This window comes from Achromobacter sp. FW305-C-30-7, assembly GCF_058783105.1.
Window position 1 is genome coordinate 98,665 of the sequence record NZ_JBYSYI010000009.1, and the last position, 15,729, is coordinate 114,393.

Here is a 15,729-nt window from a genome sequence, read left to right on the forward strand (position 1 = left end):
TACTGGCCGGCCTGGACAGCGTCCAATCAGAAATTTTGATGCGCGCCATCAATGCGGGCGCCCCGGCCGCGCGGGGCGCCGTGCCTTGCCCGCTAGGCGGTGGCGGATACGCCGCCTTGCATGGCCCGGGCCTGCTTGTCCATCACTGCTGTGATCTGCTGCTGGATCTGCATCGCCTGGGCATTGAGCGCCATCAGTTGCTGGGCCTTCATTTCGGCCGGCATGCCGCTGGCCTTGACCTTGGCGATCTGGTCCATCACGCGCTTGAGCTGCTTCTGCAGTTCCTTGATCTGGCGCGTGTAGGCGTCGTCGTTGCTGGAGTCTTCGGTTTCCTTGGTTTCCTGCACGTTGCCCATTTTCAGGCCGCCGGGGGCGTTGACGCGGATCTTGCCGTCCGCGGACACCGTACTCGCTTCCGCGTCCGAGGCGCTCTTGGCTTCCTTGTTGGCCTGGATCTTCTGGGCCCAGAGGTCGGCCAGGCTGTTGATTCGGGAACTGCCGCTGATGGGATCGATCGCCATGATTGCTCCTGCCGCCTATGAGGATTTCGGGGTTTTCACTAGTACGGCATTCTGACGGTGAACTTAAGCATTGCCGCCCGTTTGCGGCCCCCTTTACACTGGCGCCCGCTCACACCCAACACCTACTTTGGGATATCCATGTCCAATTCCTACTTTCCACGCTGGCGCCTGGCGGACGACTCCGAACCCGGCGTCATCATCGCGCCCGATGAAAGACTGTCCTGGCCCAAGAACGTGGCCATGGGCGCGCAGCACGTGGTCGCCATGTTCGGCTCCACCGTGCTGGCGCCGCTGCTGATGGGTTTTGACCCGAACGTCGCCATCCTGATGTCAGGGATCGGCACCCTGATCTTCTTCCTGTTCGTCGGCGGCCGCGTTCCCAGCTACCTGGGCTCCAGCTTCGCCTTCATCGGCGGCGTGATCGCGGTGACCGGCTATGCCGGCGGTGGCGCCAACGCCAATATCGGCGTGGCCCTGGGCGCCATCATCGCCTGCGGCCTGGCCTACACGCTGATCGGCCTGATCGTCTGGTTCGTCAACGCGAGGGCCGGGGGCGGCGCGAACTGGATCGACACCCTGATGCCGCCCGTGGTCACGGGCGCGGTGGTCGCGGTCATCGGCCTGAACCTGGCCCCTATCGCCGCCAAGGGCGCGATGGGCGCGTCGGGCTTTGACAGCGTGATGTCCATGGTGACCATCCTTTGCGTGGGCGGCATCGCCGTGTTCACCAAGGGCATGGTGCAGCGCCTGCTGATCCTGGTCGGCATGATCCTGGCCTGCGTGTTGTACGGCATCCTCGCCAACGGCATGGGCCTGGGCAAGCCCATCGATTTCTCCGGCGTGGCCGCCGCGGCCTGGTTCGGCCTGCCGCACTTCGCCGCGCCGGTGTTCAAGGCCGAGGCCATGGGCCTGATCGTGCCCGTCGCCATCATCCTGGTGGCCGAGAACCTGGGCCACGTGAAGGCGGTCAGCGCCATGACCGGCCAGGACCTGGACCGCTACCTGGGCCGCGCCTTCGTCGGCGACGGGGTCGCCACCATGGTGTCCGGCGCGGTGGGCGGCACGGGCGTCACCACCTATGCCGAGAACATCGGCGTGATGGCAGTCACACGTATCTACTCGACGCTGGTGTTCGTGGTGGCGGCCCTGATCGCCATCGTGCTGGGCTTCTCGCCCAAGTTCGGCGCGCTGATCCAGATGATCCCCGCGCCCGTGCTGGGCGGCATGTCGGTGGTGGTGTTCGGTCTGATCGCCATCGCCGGCGCCCGCATCTGGGTGGTCAACCAGGTGGACTTCAGCGACAACCGCAACCTGATTGTGGCCGCGGTCACGCTGGTGCTGGGCGCGGGCGACTTCACGGTCAAGCTGGGCAATTTCACGCTGGGCGGCATCGGCACCGCCACCTTCGGCGCCATCATCCTGTACGCCCTGCTGCGCCGCAGGAAGTAAGCGGCGCGGCCATGCGCGGACCTGGCGTCCCGCGCATGGCCGGCTGGCGCGCCTAGGTGCGCGACAGCCGCGAGGCGGCGCCCGTGCCGGTTAGCGCCACCGGCGCCGCCTCGATCACCTGTCCCGATTGCGTCTTGAATACGGAGGTTGCCTCCGCCAGGCGCCGCGCCTGTTCCTCCATCGCGGCCGCTGCGGCGGAGGCTTCCTCGACCAGCGCGGCATTCTGCTGCGTGACCTCGTCCATCTGCGTGATCGCCAGGCTGACCTGGTCGATGCCGCCGGCCTGCTGGGCCGACGCTGCTGAAATTTCAGCCATGATCGCGGCCACCCTTTGCACCGAATCCACGATTTCCTGCATGGTCTGCCCGGTGGCAGCGACCTGGGCCGATCCGGCGGCGACGGTGTCCACCGAGGCCTCGATCAGCGTCTTGATCTCCTTGGCGGCCTGTGCGGCGCGTTGGGCCAGCGTACGGACTTCGCCCGCTACCACGGCAAAGCCCTTGCCCTGTTCGCCGGCGCGCGCGGCCTCGACTGCGGCGTTCAGCGCGAGGATATTGGTCTGGAAAGCGATGCCGTCGATCACCGACACGATGTCCGAGATCCGCCGCGAGCTGTCCGAGATGCCGTGCATGGTGGCCACTACCTGCTCCACGTTCTGGCCGCCGCGTTGCGCCACGTCCATGCTGACCGCAGCCAACTGATTGGCCTGGGCGGCGTTCTCCGCGTTCTGCTTGACGGTGACCGCCAGCTCTTCCATGGTCGAAGCCGTTTCCTCTAGCGCCGCGGCCTGCTCTTCGGTGCGCACCGACAGGTTGGCGTTGCCGGCCGCGATTTCAGCCGCGCCCACGTTGATCTCGTCTACTCCCTGTCGGACCGACGTTACGGTGCGGGTCAAGCCTTCCTGCATGCGTTTGAGCGAGGCGAACAGGACGCCGATCTCATTGTTGGAGCGGGTCTCCACGCGGTTCGTCAGGTCGCCGGCCGCGATGCGATCGAAGTGCCGGCCGGCCTCCTGCAGCGGACGGAGCACGGCGCGCCGGATGAAGGTCCAGCACAGCGCGGTCAGGAGCAGGGCGACCGATATCAGCGCGACCGCCGAGATCCGTGCGGTGGCGTAGGTCTGCTCGGAGCTTGCCAGCACGCCGTCGCTACGCTCCTGGACCCGGCCCAGGAAGGCTTGCATGTCTTTCATGAAGTAGGCGTCGGCCTGGGGCAGCCGCCCCTCGTCCTGACGGTACTTGGCTGGCGAGCGTGCCTTGATGTTGGACTCCAGCGTGTCCAGGATGGCGGCGTATTCGGTGAATCGCCCCTGCAGCGTCTGGGCTAGCTGCTCACCGCGCGGGCTCTTGGGTACGGCCATGTAGCGGGCGAAACGCTCGCGCGCCTGCTTCAGGTGGTTGGCGGCTTCCTCGCCAGCCAGCCCGGCCTGGTCCATGCCGCCGGCCTGCATGGAGGCCATCCCAGCGCCGAGCGCCAGCCGCGCGCGCAGCAGAGCGGCGTTGGCTTCGTAGAGCGGGTCGACCTGATGGACCGCGACATTGTTCAGGTCCTTGATCTCGGTCACGCTTTTCTCGGCGTTCATCCAGCTCAAGCCGCAAGCCAGCGTCAGGGCGACCACAAAGCAGCCCAGAACCAGCAGCATTCCAGTACGGACTTTCAGTTTTTCCAGCATGAGAGCTCCTCGTTCTTGAACGCGATCCGCTGCGTGCGGGAACGGCCCCGGCCGCCCGCCGCCTGGCGGAACGGCGAACGTCGCGCCGGATGGCTGCGATGCGTCCGCCACCACTGCAAACACCCGCAAAAATAAGACTCTTGCGCCTGGCTTGTGCTTGTGATCCGCCAGGCCCTGCGCAAGCGATAGTTCTCTTAATGCAATATGTATTTAATTGTTATTAATGACACAATTTGTTGTTTTATACTGCCTTAGCCCCGTTTTCCTGGCGTTTTTGGGAGTTGCTTTTCTACTGCAAGGCAAAAAACTATCGAAAAGTAGTTTTTATGCAACATGAGCGCCGGCAGATGCACCGCGCTGAGTCCGTGCCACCGGGCTTCCGGGTGAATCGGGAAAACCTGAAAGAAATGACGGGTTTTAGCGGGTTTTAGCGGGTTACAGCGGCGAAATGCGGCGAAAACGGCGTTTTCTCCGGCGGCTTGCAATTCCCGTGGACTTTGACCACAATATGACCTTGATTGCCCCGGTTCCGACCCGAGCCGGGGTTTTGTTTTGGTCGTCCGCGCCGCTCGTCAATGTCGATACCCCGATCGACGGCGCGCGCCAGGATTACGACCTTCACCGAGAACGCTCCGTCCGGGGCGTTTTCTACTTTTGTTTGGGAAACGACATGTCTGCCATTCCTTTGACCGTGCGCGGGGCCGAGCGCTTGCAAGAAGAGCTCCAGCGGCTGAAAACCGTGGAACGTCCTGCCGTTATCAACGCGATCGCTGAAGCGCGTGCGCAGGGTGATCTGTCGGAAAATGCCGAATATGACGCAGCTCGCGAGCGCCAAGGCTTTATCGAGGGCCGGATTGCCGAGCTTGAAGGCACGCTTTCCAATGCCCATCTGATCGACCCGACCGCCCTTGAGGCCGAAGGCCGCGCCGTGTTTGGCGCCACCGTCGACATCGAGGACCTGGATTCGGGCGATCGCGTGACGTACCAGATCGTCGGCGACGTTGAAGCCGACATCAAGTCGAACCTGATTTCCGTGTCGAGCCCGGTGGCGCGCGCGTTGATCGGCAAGAGCGAAGGCGACGTGGTCGAGGTCGTGGCCCCGGCTGGCGTTCGCGAGTATGAAGTCCTGGGCGTCCGTTACATCTGACGCCAATGTAGTAAGCTGGATGTTGTCAAAACACCATGGTTCGAACCGTGCGTTCGACTGAATTCCGCGGTTTAATGCGGATCGCTATGGTGGACCGGGCGCGTAAAGCGCCCGTTTTTGTGCCCGGCGCTTACCTTTTCGACGACTTGCGGCTGGTGCCGCTGCGTGCCCCGGCCCGCAGGCTGAGCGCGCTGCCGCCGCGGCGGGGAATGCCGTGACCGCTGGCAGTGGTCTTTTTGGTGCCGGGACGCATGGGCTTGCCGTTCTTGTTGAGCTGGTCCTGGGGCACGAAGCGCGTCTTCGGCTTGGGCTCTTCGGATTCGCTGCGGCGAGGGCGCTTTGCCAGGGTCTTGCCTTCGGCGGCCAGCTTCTTGGGCGTATGCGGCTCGGAGGCGCGGCGCTTGGCGGGGCGTTCGGGTTCCATGGCGGCCAGCGCGGCGGGCTTGATATTGCCGGCCAGCGGGCGGAACAGGATCAGCGTCTTGCCCAGGTGGTGCACGGGAGCGCAGGAAAGCGTGTCGCAGATGGTCGACAGCATTGCGTCGCGGGCCTCGCGGTCATCACCGCCGGCGCGCACCTTGATGAGGCCATGCGAAGTCAGTGCCAGGTCGATTTCCTTGAGCACGGCTTCGGTCAGGCCATTGTCGCCAATCAGGACGACGGGGCGCAGAGGGTGAGCGGCGGACCGAAGGTCGCTGCGCTCACGAGAGGTAAGTTCTAATATAGGCATGCGTGGAATTGTACGGTAATGGCCAAGAATAAATTCTCCAAAGACTGGATTCACCAGCACATCAACGATCCCTATGTGAAGCTGGCGCAACAGAAGGGCTACAGGGCCCGCGCCGCCTTCAAGCTGATCGAGATCCTGGATACCGAAAAGCTGATGCGCCGGGGCGACCTGGTGGTCGATCTGGGCTCGGCGCCCGGCAGCTGGTCCCAAGTGGCGCGCGAGCGCCTGGCGGGGCCGGGTGGGGTCGTGGACGGCCGCATCATTGCGCTCGACCTGCTGCCCATGGAGCCCGTGGCGGGCGTGGAATTCATCCAGGGCGACTTCCGCGATGATGAAGTTCTGAAACAATTGGAAGACATGGTCGGATCGCGCGCGGTGGATCTTGTTATTTCCGACATGGCCCCCAACTTGTCAGGGGTGGGTATTGCCGATTCCGCGCGCATCCAGCATGTGTGCGAGTTGGCGATGGAATTCTCCTGCGCCCACCTGAAGCCCAACGGGGTGCTGATCGTCAAGGCTTTCCACGGCAGCGGCTTTTCGCAGATCGTGGAGTCCTTCAAGCAGCGCTTCAAGCGGGTGGTCGAACGCAAGCCGAAGGCATCGCGGGACAAATCCTCCGAAACCTTTCTGGTTGCGCGCGATCTGAAGTAGCCCGGATTCGGGGCGCATCGCCCCAAGTCCGAAAAACTCACAGCCTGCCGGGACAACGACCAGAAAATTCGCGAATCAGACAAAACTTAAAGGGGCTCAGCCATCCCGGGACGCAATCTGGTCTGACAGGGTAGAATGAGCTATTGACATACTTGTGACTGTGCCATATGCGGGTGCGCGGTCGCCGGTCGGAATCGAAAGCAGGAGATCGACCTTGAATAATTCATTTTCGAAAGTCGCTGTCTGGATGGTGATAGCCCTCGTGCTGTTCACCGTCTTCAAACAGTTCGACGGACGCGCTCAGACCCAGGACGGCGTGACTTACACGCAGTTCATGGACGACGCCAAGGCGGGACGTATCCGCAAGGTCGACGTCCAGGGCGACGTGCTGTACGTCACCCCTGACGCAGGCCGTGCCTACACGCTGACTTCGCCGGGCGACCTCTGGATGGTCTCCGATCTGCTGAAGTACGGCGTCCAGGTCTCGGGCAAGCCGCGCGAAGAGCAATCGCTGCTGATGAGCATCTTCGTGTCGTGGTTCCCCATGCTGTTGCTGATCGGCGTCTGGGTCTTCTTCATGCGCCAGATGCAGGGCGGCGGCAAGGGCGGAGCATTCAGCTTCGGTAAATCGCGCGCCCGCATGCTCGACGAGAACACCAACCAGATCACCTTTGCCGACGTCGCCGGCTGCGACGAAGCCAAGGAAGACGTCCAGGAGCTGGTCGATTTCCTGCGCGACCCCAGCAAGTTCCAGAAGCTGGGCGGCCGCATTCCGCGCGGCGTGCTGATGGTCGGCTCGCCGGGTACCGGCAAGACGCTGCTGGCCAAGGCCATCGCGGGCGAAGCCAAGGTGCCGTTCTTCAGCATCTCGGGTTCCGACTTCGTTGAAATGTTCGTCGGCGTGGGCGCTGCCCGCGTGCGCGACATGTTCGAAAACGCCAAGAAGCATGCTCCCTGCATCATCTTCATCGACGAAATCGATGCGGTTGGCCGCCAGCGTGGCGCCGGCCTGGGCGGCGGCAACGATGAACGCGAACAGACGCTGAACCAGATGCTGGTGGAAATGGACGGCTTCGAGTCCGGCCAGGGCGTCATCGTCATCGCCGCGACCAACCGTCCCGACGTGCTGGATCCCGCGCTGCTGCGTCCGGGCCGCTTCGACCGTCAGGTCGTGGTGCCGCTGCCCGATATCCGCGGCCGCGAGCAGATCCTGAAGGTCCACATGCGCAAGGTCCCGCTGTCGCCCAACGTCGACGCGACCGTCCTGGCGCGCGGCACCCCGGGCTTCTCCGGCGCCGATCTGGCCAACCTGGTCAACGAAGCCGCGCTGTTCGCCGCCCGCCGCAATGGCCGCACGGTCGACATGTCCGATTTCGAAAAGGCCAAGGACAAGATCATCATGGGTGCGGAACGCCGCTCCATCGTGATGCCCGAAGAAGAGCGCAAGAACACCGCGTACCACGAGTCCGGCCACGCGATCGTCGCCCGCCTGCTGCCCAAGACCGACCCGGTCCACAAGGTCACCATCATCCCGCGCGGCCGTGCGCTGGGCGTGACCATGCAGCTGCCTGAGACCGACCGCTACAGCATGGACAAGGGCCGCCTGCTGTCCACCATCGCCGTGCTGTTCGGTGGCCGCATCGCCGAAGAAATCTTCATGGACCAGATGACGACGGGCGCCTCGAACGACTTCGAACGCGCCACCGCCATCGCCCGCGACATCGTCACGCGCTACGGCATGACCGACGAACTGGGTCCCATGGTCTACGCCGAGAACGAAGGCGAAGTGTTCCTGGGCCGCAGCGTCACCAAGACGACGCACATGTCGGAAGCCACCATGCAGAAGGTGGATACCGAGATCCGCCGCATCATCGACGAGCAGTACAGCGTTGCGCGCAAGATCCTGGAAGACAACCGCGACAAGGTCGAAGTGATGACCTCGGCGCTGCTCGAATGGGAAACCATCGACGCGGACCAGATCAACGACATCATCGAGGGCCGCCCCCCGCGTCCCCCGAAGACGCCTCAGGGTCCGTCGGATACGTCCGACACGCCGCCCACGGGCCTGGCGGCAGGTGGCAATACGGCTGCCGCTGTCTGAGGCTGCTCATCCTGAGTTATGGCAAATAACTTCCTTTGCGGGCGCTTCGAGTTTGATCTCGAGCGCCCGCTTGTCATGGGTATCGTCAACGTCACGCCGGATTCGTTTTCCGACGGAGGCCAGCACGACGATACCGATTCCGCAGTGGCGCATGCGCGCCAATTGATCGCCGAAGGCGCCCAGATCCTGGATCTGGGCGGCGAGTCCACGCGCCCCGGGGCGGATCCGGTCTCGGTGGCCGACGAACTGGCCCGACTGCTGCCGGTGATGGAGGCGCTGCGCGATTGCGGCGTGCCCCTGTCCATCGACACCTTCAAGCCGGAAGTCATGCGCGCCGTGCTGGACGCCGGCGCGGACATGATCAACGACATTTATGGCTTCAGGCAGCCCGGCGCCGTCGAGGCGGTGGCGCATTCGCGCTGCGGGCTATGCGTGATGCACATGAAGGGCGAGCCCCGCACCATGCAGGCCGCCCCACCCGAATACTCCGACCTGATCGGTGAAATCGGGCTCTTCCTGGGGGCTCGCGCGCACAAGTTGCGCGCCGCCTGGATCGATCCTCGCCGCATCGTGCTGGACCCGGGCTTCGGCTTCGGCAAGACGGGCGACCAGAATTTCCAACTGCTGCGCCGGCTGTCCAGCTTGCGCAGCGCCGGCTATCCATTGCTGATCGGCCTGTCGCGCAAATCCATGATCGGCCAGGCTACCGGCCGGCCCGTGGGCGACAGGTTGCCCGGCAGCATCGCCGCGGCGCTTGCCTGCGTGGCGCGTGGCGCTTCCATCGTGCGTGTGCACGATGTGGCGGCCACGGTTGACGCGCTCAAGGTATGGCACGCGGCAGAACAAGGAGCAATCAGTTCATGATTCGACGCAAATATTTCGGTACCGACGGTGTCCGCGGTGAAGTCGGCGGTCCGGTGATCAACGCCGAATTCGCCCTGCGCCTGGGCTACGCGGCCGGCCGCGTGCTGGCGCGCGAGCACGCCGTGCGCGGCGGCAGCCGTCCGCAGGTCGTGATCGGCAAGGACACGCGGATTTCCGGCTACATGCTGGAGTCGGCGCTGGAAGCCGGGCTGTCGGCCGCGGGCATCGACGTGCTGCTGGCCGGCCCGGTGCCCACGCCCGCAGTGGCCTACCTGACCCGGGCGCTGCGCCTGGTGGCGGGCATTGTCATCAGCGCTTCGCACAATCCGTACCAGGACAACGGCATCAAGTTCTTTTCGGCGCAGGGCATGAAGCTGCCCGACGAGATCGAGGCCGACATCGAAGCCGCCCTGGATGAACCGTTGGGCTGCGTCGCTTCGGAAGCCCTGGGACGCGCTCGCCGCATGGGCGATGCGCAGGGCCGCTATATCGAGTTCTGCAAAAGCACTTTCCCCAACGATCTGGACCTGAACGGCATGACGATCGTGGTGGACGCCGCCCACGGCGCCGCCTACAACATCGCGCCCCATGTGTTCCGCGAACTGGGTGCCGAGGTGCATGCCATCGGCGTCAATCCGGACGGCTTCAACATCAATAAGGGCGTAGGCGCGATGCACCCTGAGTTGCTGGCCAAGGAAGTGCAGGCTCGCGGCGCTCAATTGGGCATCGCGCTGGACGGCGACGCCGACCGCCTGCAGATGGTGGACGGCGAAGGCCGCATCTATAACGGCGACGAACTCATGTACGCCATCGTCCGCGAACGCATGCAGCGCGGCAAGGTGGAGGGCGTGGTCGGCACGCTGATGACCAACTTCGGCTTCGAGCGGGAAATGCAGCGCCTGGGCGTGGGCTTCGAACGCGCCAACGTCGGCGACCGCTACGTGCTGGAGCAGATGCAGGCGCGTGGCTGGCTGTACGGCGGCGAAAGCTCCGGCCACCTGCTGTGCCTGGATTGCCATTCGACCGGCGACGGCATTGTCGCCGCGCTGCAGGTCCTGACCGCGCTGCGCCGCAATTCGGTCGGACTGTCGGAGTGGGTGAGCGATCTGCGCATGTATCCGCAGAAGATGATCAACGTGCCGTTGACCCCGGGCCAGGACTGGAAGACGCACGCCGGCCTGAGCGCTGCGCGCAAGACGGTCGAAGCGGAACTGGACGGCCGCGGCCGCATCCTGATCCGCGCCTCGGGCACCGAGCCGAAGCTGCGCCTGATGGTCGAGGCCGAAGACGAAGCCCTGGCCGTCTCCTGCGCCGAGAAGCTTGCGGCCAGCCTGGGATAAACGCCGGCCCCCGATTCCAAGCAAGGCCACCCGGCGCGTGACGGGTGGCCTTGTTTGTTCAAGGGCTGTATAGATTTGTAAAGTTTTGTCGATTTGGGCGGAGGATTGATTTATTCGCTCCAGACTAAACTTCATAGTCACGTAACATATTGGTCAAGTCTTTGACATACAGGGCGTCCACACTGGCTGGACTCTCTAGGAGCTTCGCGCAATGCTGGAATTAGCACGCATCAATCCGAGCCGTAATGCCGCAGAACCTTGGACCGGCGCCGCCGCCAAGGTGCTGGTGGTGGGCTTGGCGCGCACCGCTGAAGAAATCGAGCAGATTCAACGCCTGCGCTACGACGTCTTCACCGAGGACATGGGCGCGGTGTTCCCCGACGCCCAGGACGGCATCGAGCAAGACCGCTTCGATCCGTTCTGCGAACATCTGATGGTCCGCGAGCTGGATACGGGCCGCGTTGTCGGCACCTACCGCATCCTGACGCCGGAAAAGGCGCGGGAGGCTGGCGGTTATTACTCGCAGTCCGAGTTCGACCTGTCCGGGCTGGGTTCCATCCAGGACGAGCTGGTCGAAGTCGGCCGCTCCTGCACGCACCCCGACTACCGTAGTGGCGGCGTCATCATGCTGCTGTGGTCGGGGCTGGCCGAATACCTGCGCCGCGGCGGCTACCAATACGTGCTGGGCTGCGCCAGCGTCAGCCTGCGCGACGACGGCGTGACCGCCGCCGAAGTGTGGCGCACCATTTCCAAGCAGTTGCCGCAAGGCGATGAGCCGCGCGTGACGCCGTTGCACCGCTATCCGGTGGAAAAGCTCAACAGCACCCTGCCGGCGCGCGTGCCGCCGCTGATCAAGGGCTATTTGAAGCTGGGCGCCAAGGTCTGTGGCGAGCCCGCCTGGGATCCGGACTTCAATGCCGCGGATTTTCCGGTGCTGCTCAAGATGGATCGCATGGACGAGCGCTATCGCCGCCACTTCGGGCTGGACCAGCCCGCCACTGCCCAGCGCTGACCATCATGCGCCGCCTGCTCCGCCGCATGAAGATCAGACTGATACGGCGAGCCACCCGGCCCTTGCGCATGGAGCTCAAGCGGCTGGATCGCGAAACCGATCTTTCGCCGTTCTAGATGACGCCGGCCCCGCAGTGCGGGGCCGGATGCAAACATTGCGGGCGCCAGGCCCGATCCTCAGAACTCCAGCAGTTCGAACGAAAATCCGACCTTGTTCCACTCGGCTTCTTCCGCGCGCAGCGTGAAGTCGCTCAGGGGATGTTGCGCCAGCCATTCGCGGTTGACGCGCACCACGATGGAGTTGTCGCGCACCGATGCCGTCAGCGGCAGCGGCTCGATTTCGTTGCGGCGGCGGAACAGCAGCACCGCCAGACGCAGGCTGAGGATGGCCTTCCATTGCGCGCGCGACCGCACCAGCGGTTCTAGTTTGGTCAGCTTGCCCTGATGGCCGAGCGCCAGCAGCGCCAGCAGTTGCTGGTCGGCGCGCGAGAAGCCCGGCATGTCGGCGTTTTCCAGCACGTAGGCAGTATGCTTGTGGTACGCATTGTGGGCGATGGACAGGCCCACTTCATGCAGATCGGCCGCCCAGCCCAGCGCGGGGCGCAGCTCGGCGCGTTCCGGGCCGTCCGGGAACAGCGCGTCGAACAGGGTGAGCGCGGCGTGGTGCACGCGGCGCGCCTGGTTGACGTCGACGTGGTAGCGCTTCATGAACTGGCGCACCGATTCGTCGCGCTTGTCGTGCTCGTCGTCGCGGCCCAGCAGGTCGTACAGCACGCCCAGGCGCAAGGCGCCGTCGCCGGTGTGCATGACGTCGATGCCCAGTTCGTCGAACAGGGCGCTCATGATGGCCAGGCCGCCCGGCAGCACGTCCGAGCGTTCGATCTTGATGCCGGGCAGTTCGGACGGAACCACGCGGCCGGAGCGGATGATGCGCTCCTTCAGCTTGTTCAGGCCGGCGCGCGTGATGCCGCGGTCCGAGAAGCGGCATTCGGTCAGGATGGCGAACAGCGCCTTGGCCGTGCCGGAAGAGCCGTAGGCCTCTTTCCAGCCCATCTTGCGGTACTGCTTGGCGATGACTTCGATCTCGCGGCGAGCGGCCAGTTCGGCCTGCTTCATCTGATGCGCGTCGACCACGCCGTCCGAGAAGAACTGGCGGCTGTAGCTGACGCAGCCCATGTAGAGCGAGGACATCAGCCCGGGCTCATGGCCCTTGCCGATGATGACTTCGGTGGAGCCGCCGCCGATGTCGATGACCAGGCGCTTGTTGGGCGAGGGGGGCAGGGTGTGGACCACGCCCGAGAAGATCAGGCGGGCCTCTTCGCGGCCGGCGATGACTTCGATGGGAAAGCCCAGCGCGGCTTCGGCGCGCGGCAGGAAGTCGCGGGTGTTGCGGGCGACGCGGAAGGTGTTGGTGGCAACGGCGCGGACCCGGTTGGGGTGGAAGCTGCGCAGGCGGTCGCCGAAGCGTTCCAGCACCGCGATGGCCCTGTCGATGGCGTCGTCGCCCAGCCGTTTTTCGGAGTCCAGGCCGGCCGCGAGCCGGACGGTTTCCTTGAGGCGGTCGATCTGATAGATCTGGGGCGTACCGTCCTGTTGAACGATGCGTCCGATGGAGAGGCGGAAGCTGTTGGACCCGAGGTCCACCGCGGCCAGAAGTTGATCCATGCGGCTCGTAATATTGGCTGAGAGGTGGGCCGATTATAGAGACCCCATGTGACAGCGCTCCCGGTTACGCTTTTTTTCTTACGGAACAGGGGCTTGCGGTGCATGGCCGCCCCGCTATATGTCCCGCTTTTAGCGTACGCTACGTTTTTGACGTAGTGTCATGGAACCGTCACTTTTTTGCAGTAAAACTCCACGCTCTCCCTACGTATGGAATCCGGTATGCCCTCACGCCCTCCTGCCGAGCCCTTGCTTCTGAACCGCGAACTGTCGCTGCTGAAATTCAACGAACGCGTGCTGGCGATGGCGGAGAGCCCCAAGACTCCCTTGCTGGAACGCCTGCGCTACGTGTGCATCGTCAGTTCCAACCTGGACGAGTTCTTCGAGATCCGGATTTCCAGCCTGAAGGAGCAGCAGCGCCAGTCGCCGAATCTGGTGGGGCCGGATGGCATGACGCCGGACCAGGCGTTCGAGAACGTGCAGCAGGCGGTGCACGAATTGGTCAACCGCCAGTACAACCTGCTCAATGACGAGATCCTGCCGGCCATGCATGCCGAGGGCATCTCGCTGCACCACGCGTCCGAGTGGAATCAGCAACAGCAGGAATGGGCGCGGGACGTATTCAACCGCGATGTGATGCCGCTCCTGACGCCTATCGGGCTGGACCCGGCGCATCCGTTTCCGCGCGTCTACAACAAGAGCCTGAATTTCATTGTGTCGCTGTCCGGCGCCGACGCCTTCGGCCGCCAGGCCTCGATCGCCGTGGTGCAGGCGCCGCGCGCCTTGCCGCGCCTGATCAAGATGCCGCAGGAGCTCTCCGGCCAGCCCGAGGGCTACATCCTGCTGACCTCGCTGCTGCGCGCCTTCGTGGGCGAGCTGTTCCCGGGGCTGGAGATGCTGGGCTGTTACCAGTGGCGGGTCACGCGCAACAGCGACCTGTTCGTGGACGAGGAAGAAGTCACCAACCTGCGGCACGCCTTGCAGGGCGAATTGTCCCAGCGCAACTTCGGCGCAGCGGTGCGTCTGGAAATCGACAAGCTGACGCCGGTCGAGCTGGAGCACTTCCTGCAGCGCGAGTTCTCGCTCAAGGCGGAGGACACCTACCGCGTGCCCGGGCCGGTGAACCTGTCGCGCCTGATGCAGCTGTGCAATTCGGATTCGCGTCCGGACCTGCTGTTCCCGGATTACCGGGCGCCCGTGCCGGCGCCGTTCGACCGCGTCGGCGACAAACCGGCCGAACTGTTCGAGGCCGTGGCCGAGCAGGACCGCCTGCTGCACCATCCCTACCAGTCCTTCCAGCCGGTCATCGACTTCCTGACCGCCGCCGCGCTGGATCCGGACGTCATGGCGATCAAGCAGACCATTTACCGCACCGGCGAGGATTCCGAGCTGATGAAGATCCTGCTGGCCGCCGCGCGCGCCGGCAAGGAAGTGACGGTGGTGGTGGAGCTGATGGCCCGCTTCGACGAGCAGACCAATATCAATTGGGCCTCCAAGCTGGAAGAGGTGGGAGCGCACGTGGTGTACGGCGTGGTGGCGCACAAGACGCACGCCAAGATGGCCGTGGTGTTGCGCCGCGAGAAAGGGCGCCTGCGCCGCTATGCCCACCTGGGCACGGGCAACTACCATCCGCGCACGGCGCGGCTGTACACCGACTTCGGCCTGCTCACCGCCGATCCGAAGCTGTGCGAGGACATGGACAAGGTGTTCGCGCAGCTGACCGGGCTGGGCGCGCGCCGTTCGCTCAAGGCGCTGATGCAGTCGCCTTTCACCATGCACGACGGCATGGTGGCGCTGATCCGCGCCGAGGCCCGGGCGGCCAAGGCCGGCAAGCGTTCGCGCATCATGGCCAAGATGAACTCGCTGCTGGAAGAGCAGATCATCGAGGAACTCTACAAGGCCGGCCAGGCCGGCGTGAAGATCGACCTGATCGTGCGCGGCGTGTGCGCGCTGCGCGCCGGCGTGCCGGGGCTGTCCGAGAACATCCGGGTGCGTTCCATCGTCGGCCGCTTCCTGGAGCATTCGCGGGTCTTCTATTTCTACGCCGAGGGCGAAGAGACCGTGTACCTGTCGTCGGCCGACTGGATGGACCGCAATTTCTTCCGCCGGGTCGAGATCGCTTTCCCGATCTACGACAAGACCCTGAAGAAGCGCGTCATCGACGAAGCCTTCACCTATGCGCTGCGCGACAATCAGCTGGCCTGGCAGCAGCAGGCCGACGGCGACTACGCCCGCGTCAAGAGCCGCCGCGAGCCCTTCAACGTGCACCAGTACCTGATGCAGAAGCTGGGCGTGTAACGTCCCGCCGTCCCACAGCCCCGCCGCCGTCCGGGGGGGCAGGGCCGCGGGGCGGTGTTCCAAAGCAGACCGCCGTTCCCCCGTCCGCTCTCTCATTCCCGCGCTCTCCCTCGTCTCTCGGGCTTGCCCGCGCGCCCTCGGCGCCGTTCGAGGCAGTGCGTCCCCCAATCCAGGCCGCGCGGATCCGGCTCCGCCGGTCCGCCACCGGCGCCCCCTGGGGGGAGGCGCGCAGCGCCTCGGGGGGGACAACATGACTGTCACTATCCTGTCATGTGAGGCTTTT

The 15,729-nt window shown here is 64.7% G+C and carries 12 protein-coding genes; 8 read left to right on the plus strand and 4 right to left on the minus strand.

Annotated elements, in window-relative coordinates:
* Positions 1-92: 92 nt before the first annotated feature.
* A complete protein-coding gene (locus AC3WOB_RS25195; protein WP_013395596.1) occupies positions 93-521 on the minus strand; it encodes a FlxA-like family protein in 429 nt (142 codons plus the stop codon).
* Between the two features lie 138 nt (positions 522-659).
* Between AC3WOB_RS25195 and AC3WOB_RS25200 the strand changes: the two genes are divergently transcribed.
* Positions 660-1,970 (plus strand): solute carrier family 23 protein, encoded by a 1,311-nt coding sequence (locus AC3WOB_RS25200; RefSeq protein WP_013395595.1) that lies wholly within the window; start codon positions 660-662, stop codon positions 1,968-1,970.
* 52 nt (positions 1,971-2,022) lie between these two features.
* Here AC3WOB_RS25200 and AC3WOB_RS25205 read toward each other — a convergent pair whose 3' ends face one another.
* Positions 2,023-3,642 carry a methyl-accepting chemotaxis protein gene (locus AC3WOB_RS25205; protein WP_492276519.1) on the minus strand — a complete coding sequence of 540 codons (1,620 nt, stop codon included), beginning with the start codon at positions 3,640-3,642 and terminating at the stop codon, positions 2,023-2,025.
* A gap of 670 nt (positions 3,643-4,312) precedes the next feature.
* Between AC3WOB_RS25205 and greA the strand changes: the two genes are divergently transcribed.
* A complete protein-coding gene (gene greA, locus AC3WOB_RS25210; protein ID WP_041654241.1) occupies positions 4,313-4,789 on the plus strand; it encodes a transcription elongation factor GreA in 477 nt (158 codons plus the stop codon).
* A gap of 130 nt (positions 4,790-4,919) precedes the next feature.
* Here the strand turns inward: greA and AC3WOB_RS25215 are convergent, their stop codons facing one another.
* Positions 4,920-5,519 carry a YhbY family RNA-binding protein gene (locus tag AC3WOB_RS25215; protein ID WP_013395592.1) on the minus strand — a complete coding sequence of 200 codons (600 nt, stop codon included), beginning with the start codon at positions 5,517-5,519 and terminating at the stop codon, positions 4,920-4,922.
* An 18-nt stretch (positions 5,520-5,537) separates the two neighbouring features.
* Here AC3WOB_RS25215 and AC3WOB_RS25220 point away from each other — a divergent pair, with 18 nt between their 5' ends.
* From AC3WOB_RS25220 to AC3WOB_RS25240, 5 genes are all read left to right on the plus strand, one after another.
* Positions 5,538-6,170, plus strand: a complete 633-nt coding sequence (locus AC3WOB_RS25220; protein ID WP_013395591.1) for an RlmE family RNA methyltransferase — start codon at positions 5,538-5,540, stop codon at positions 6,168-6,170.
* A 214-nt stretch (positions 6,171-6,384) separates the two neighbouring features.
* Positions 6,385-8,271, plus strand: coding sequence for an ATP-dependent zinc metalloprotease FtsH (ftsH, locus tag AC3WOB_RS25225; RefSeq protein WP_013395590.1), 1,887 nt, complete (start codon positions 6,385-6,387; stop codon positions 8,269-8,271).
* Between the two features lie 18 nt (positions 8,272-8,289).
* The gene (gene folP, locus AC3WOB_RS25230; protein WP_041654233.1) at positions 8,290-9,135 is read left to right on the plus strand and encodes a dihydropteroate synthase; all 846 of its coding nucleotides are present in this window, start codon (positions 8,290-8,292) and stop codon (positions 9,133-9,135) included.
* On the plus strand, positions 9,132-10,475 hold the full coding sequence (gene glmM, locus AC3WOB_RS25235; RefSeq protein ID WP_492276520.1) for a phosphoglucosamine mutase: 1,344 nt from the start codon (positions 9,132-9,134) through the stop codon (positions 10,473-10,475). The genes folP and glmM overlap by 4 nt, the downstream gene beginning before the upstream one ends.
* 211 nt (positions 10,476-10,686) lie before the next feature.
* On the plus strand, positions 10,687-11,487 hold the full coding sequence (locus tag AC3WOB_RS25240; protein WP_492276521.1) for a GNAT family N-acetyltransferase: 801 nt from the start codon (positions 10,687-10,689) through the stop codon (positions 11,485-11,487).
* A gap of 176 nt (positions 11,488-11,663) precedes the next feature.
* Here the strand turns inward: AC3WOB_RS25240 and ppx are convergent, their stop codons facing one another.
* Positions 11,664-13,151: an exopolyphosphatase gene (ppx, locus tag AC3WOB_RS25245; protein ID WP_207465381.1), complete on the minus strand. Its 1,488-nt coding sequence runs from the start codon at positions 13,149-13,151 to the stop codon at positions 11,664-11,666.
* Positions 13,152-13,370: 219 nt separating this feature from the next.
* Between ppx and ppk1 the strand changes: the two genes are divergently transcribed.
* A complete protein-coding gene (gene ppk1 / locus AC3WOB_RS25250) occupies positions 13,371-15,446 on the plus strand; it encodes a polyphosphate kinase 1 (protein ID WP_013395585.1) in 2,076 nt (691 codons plus the stop codon).
* Positions 15,447-15,729: the final 283 nt, after the last annotated feature.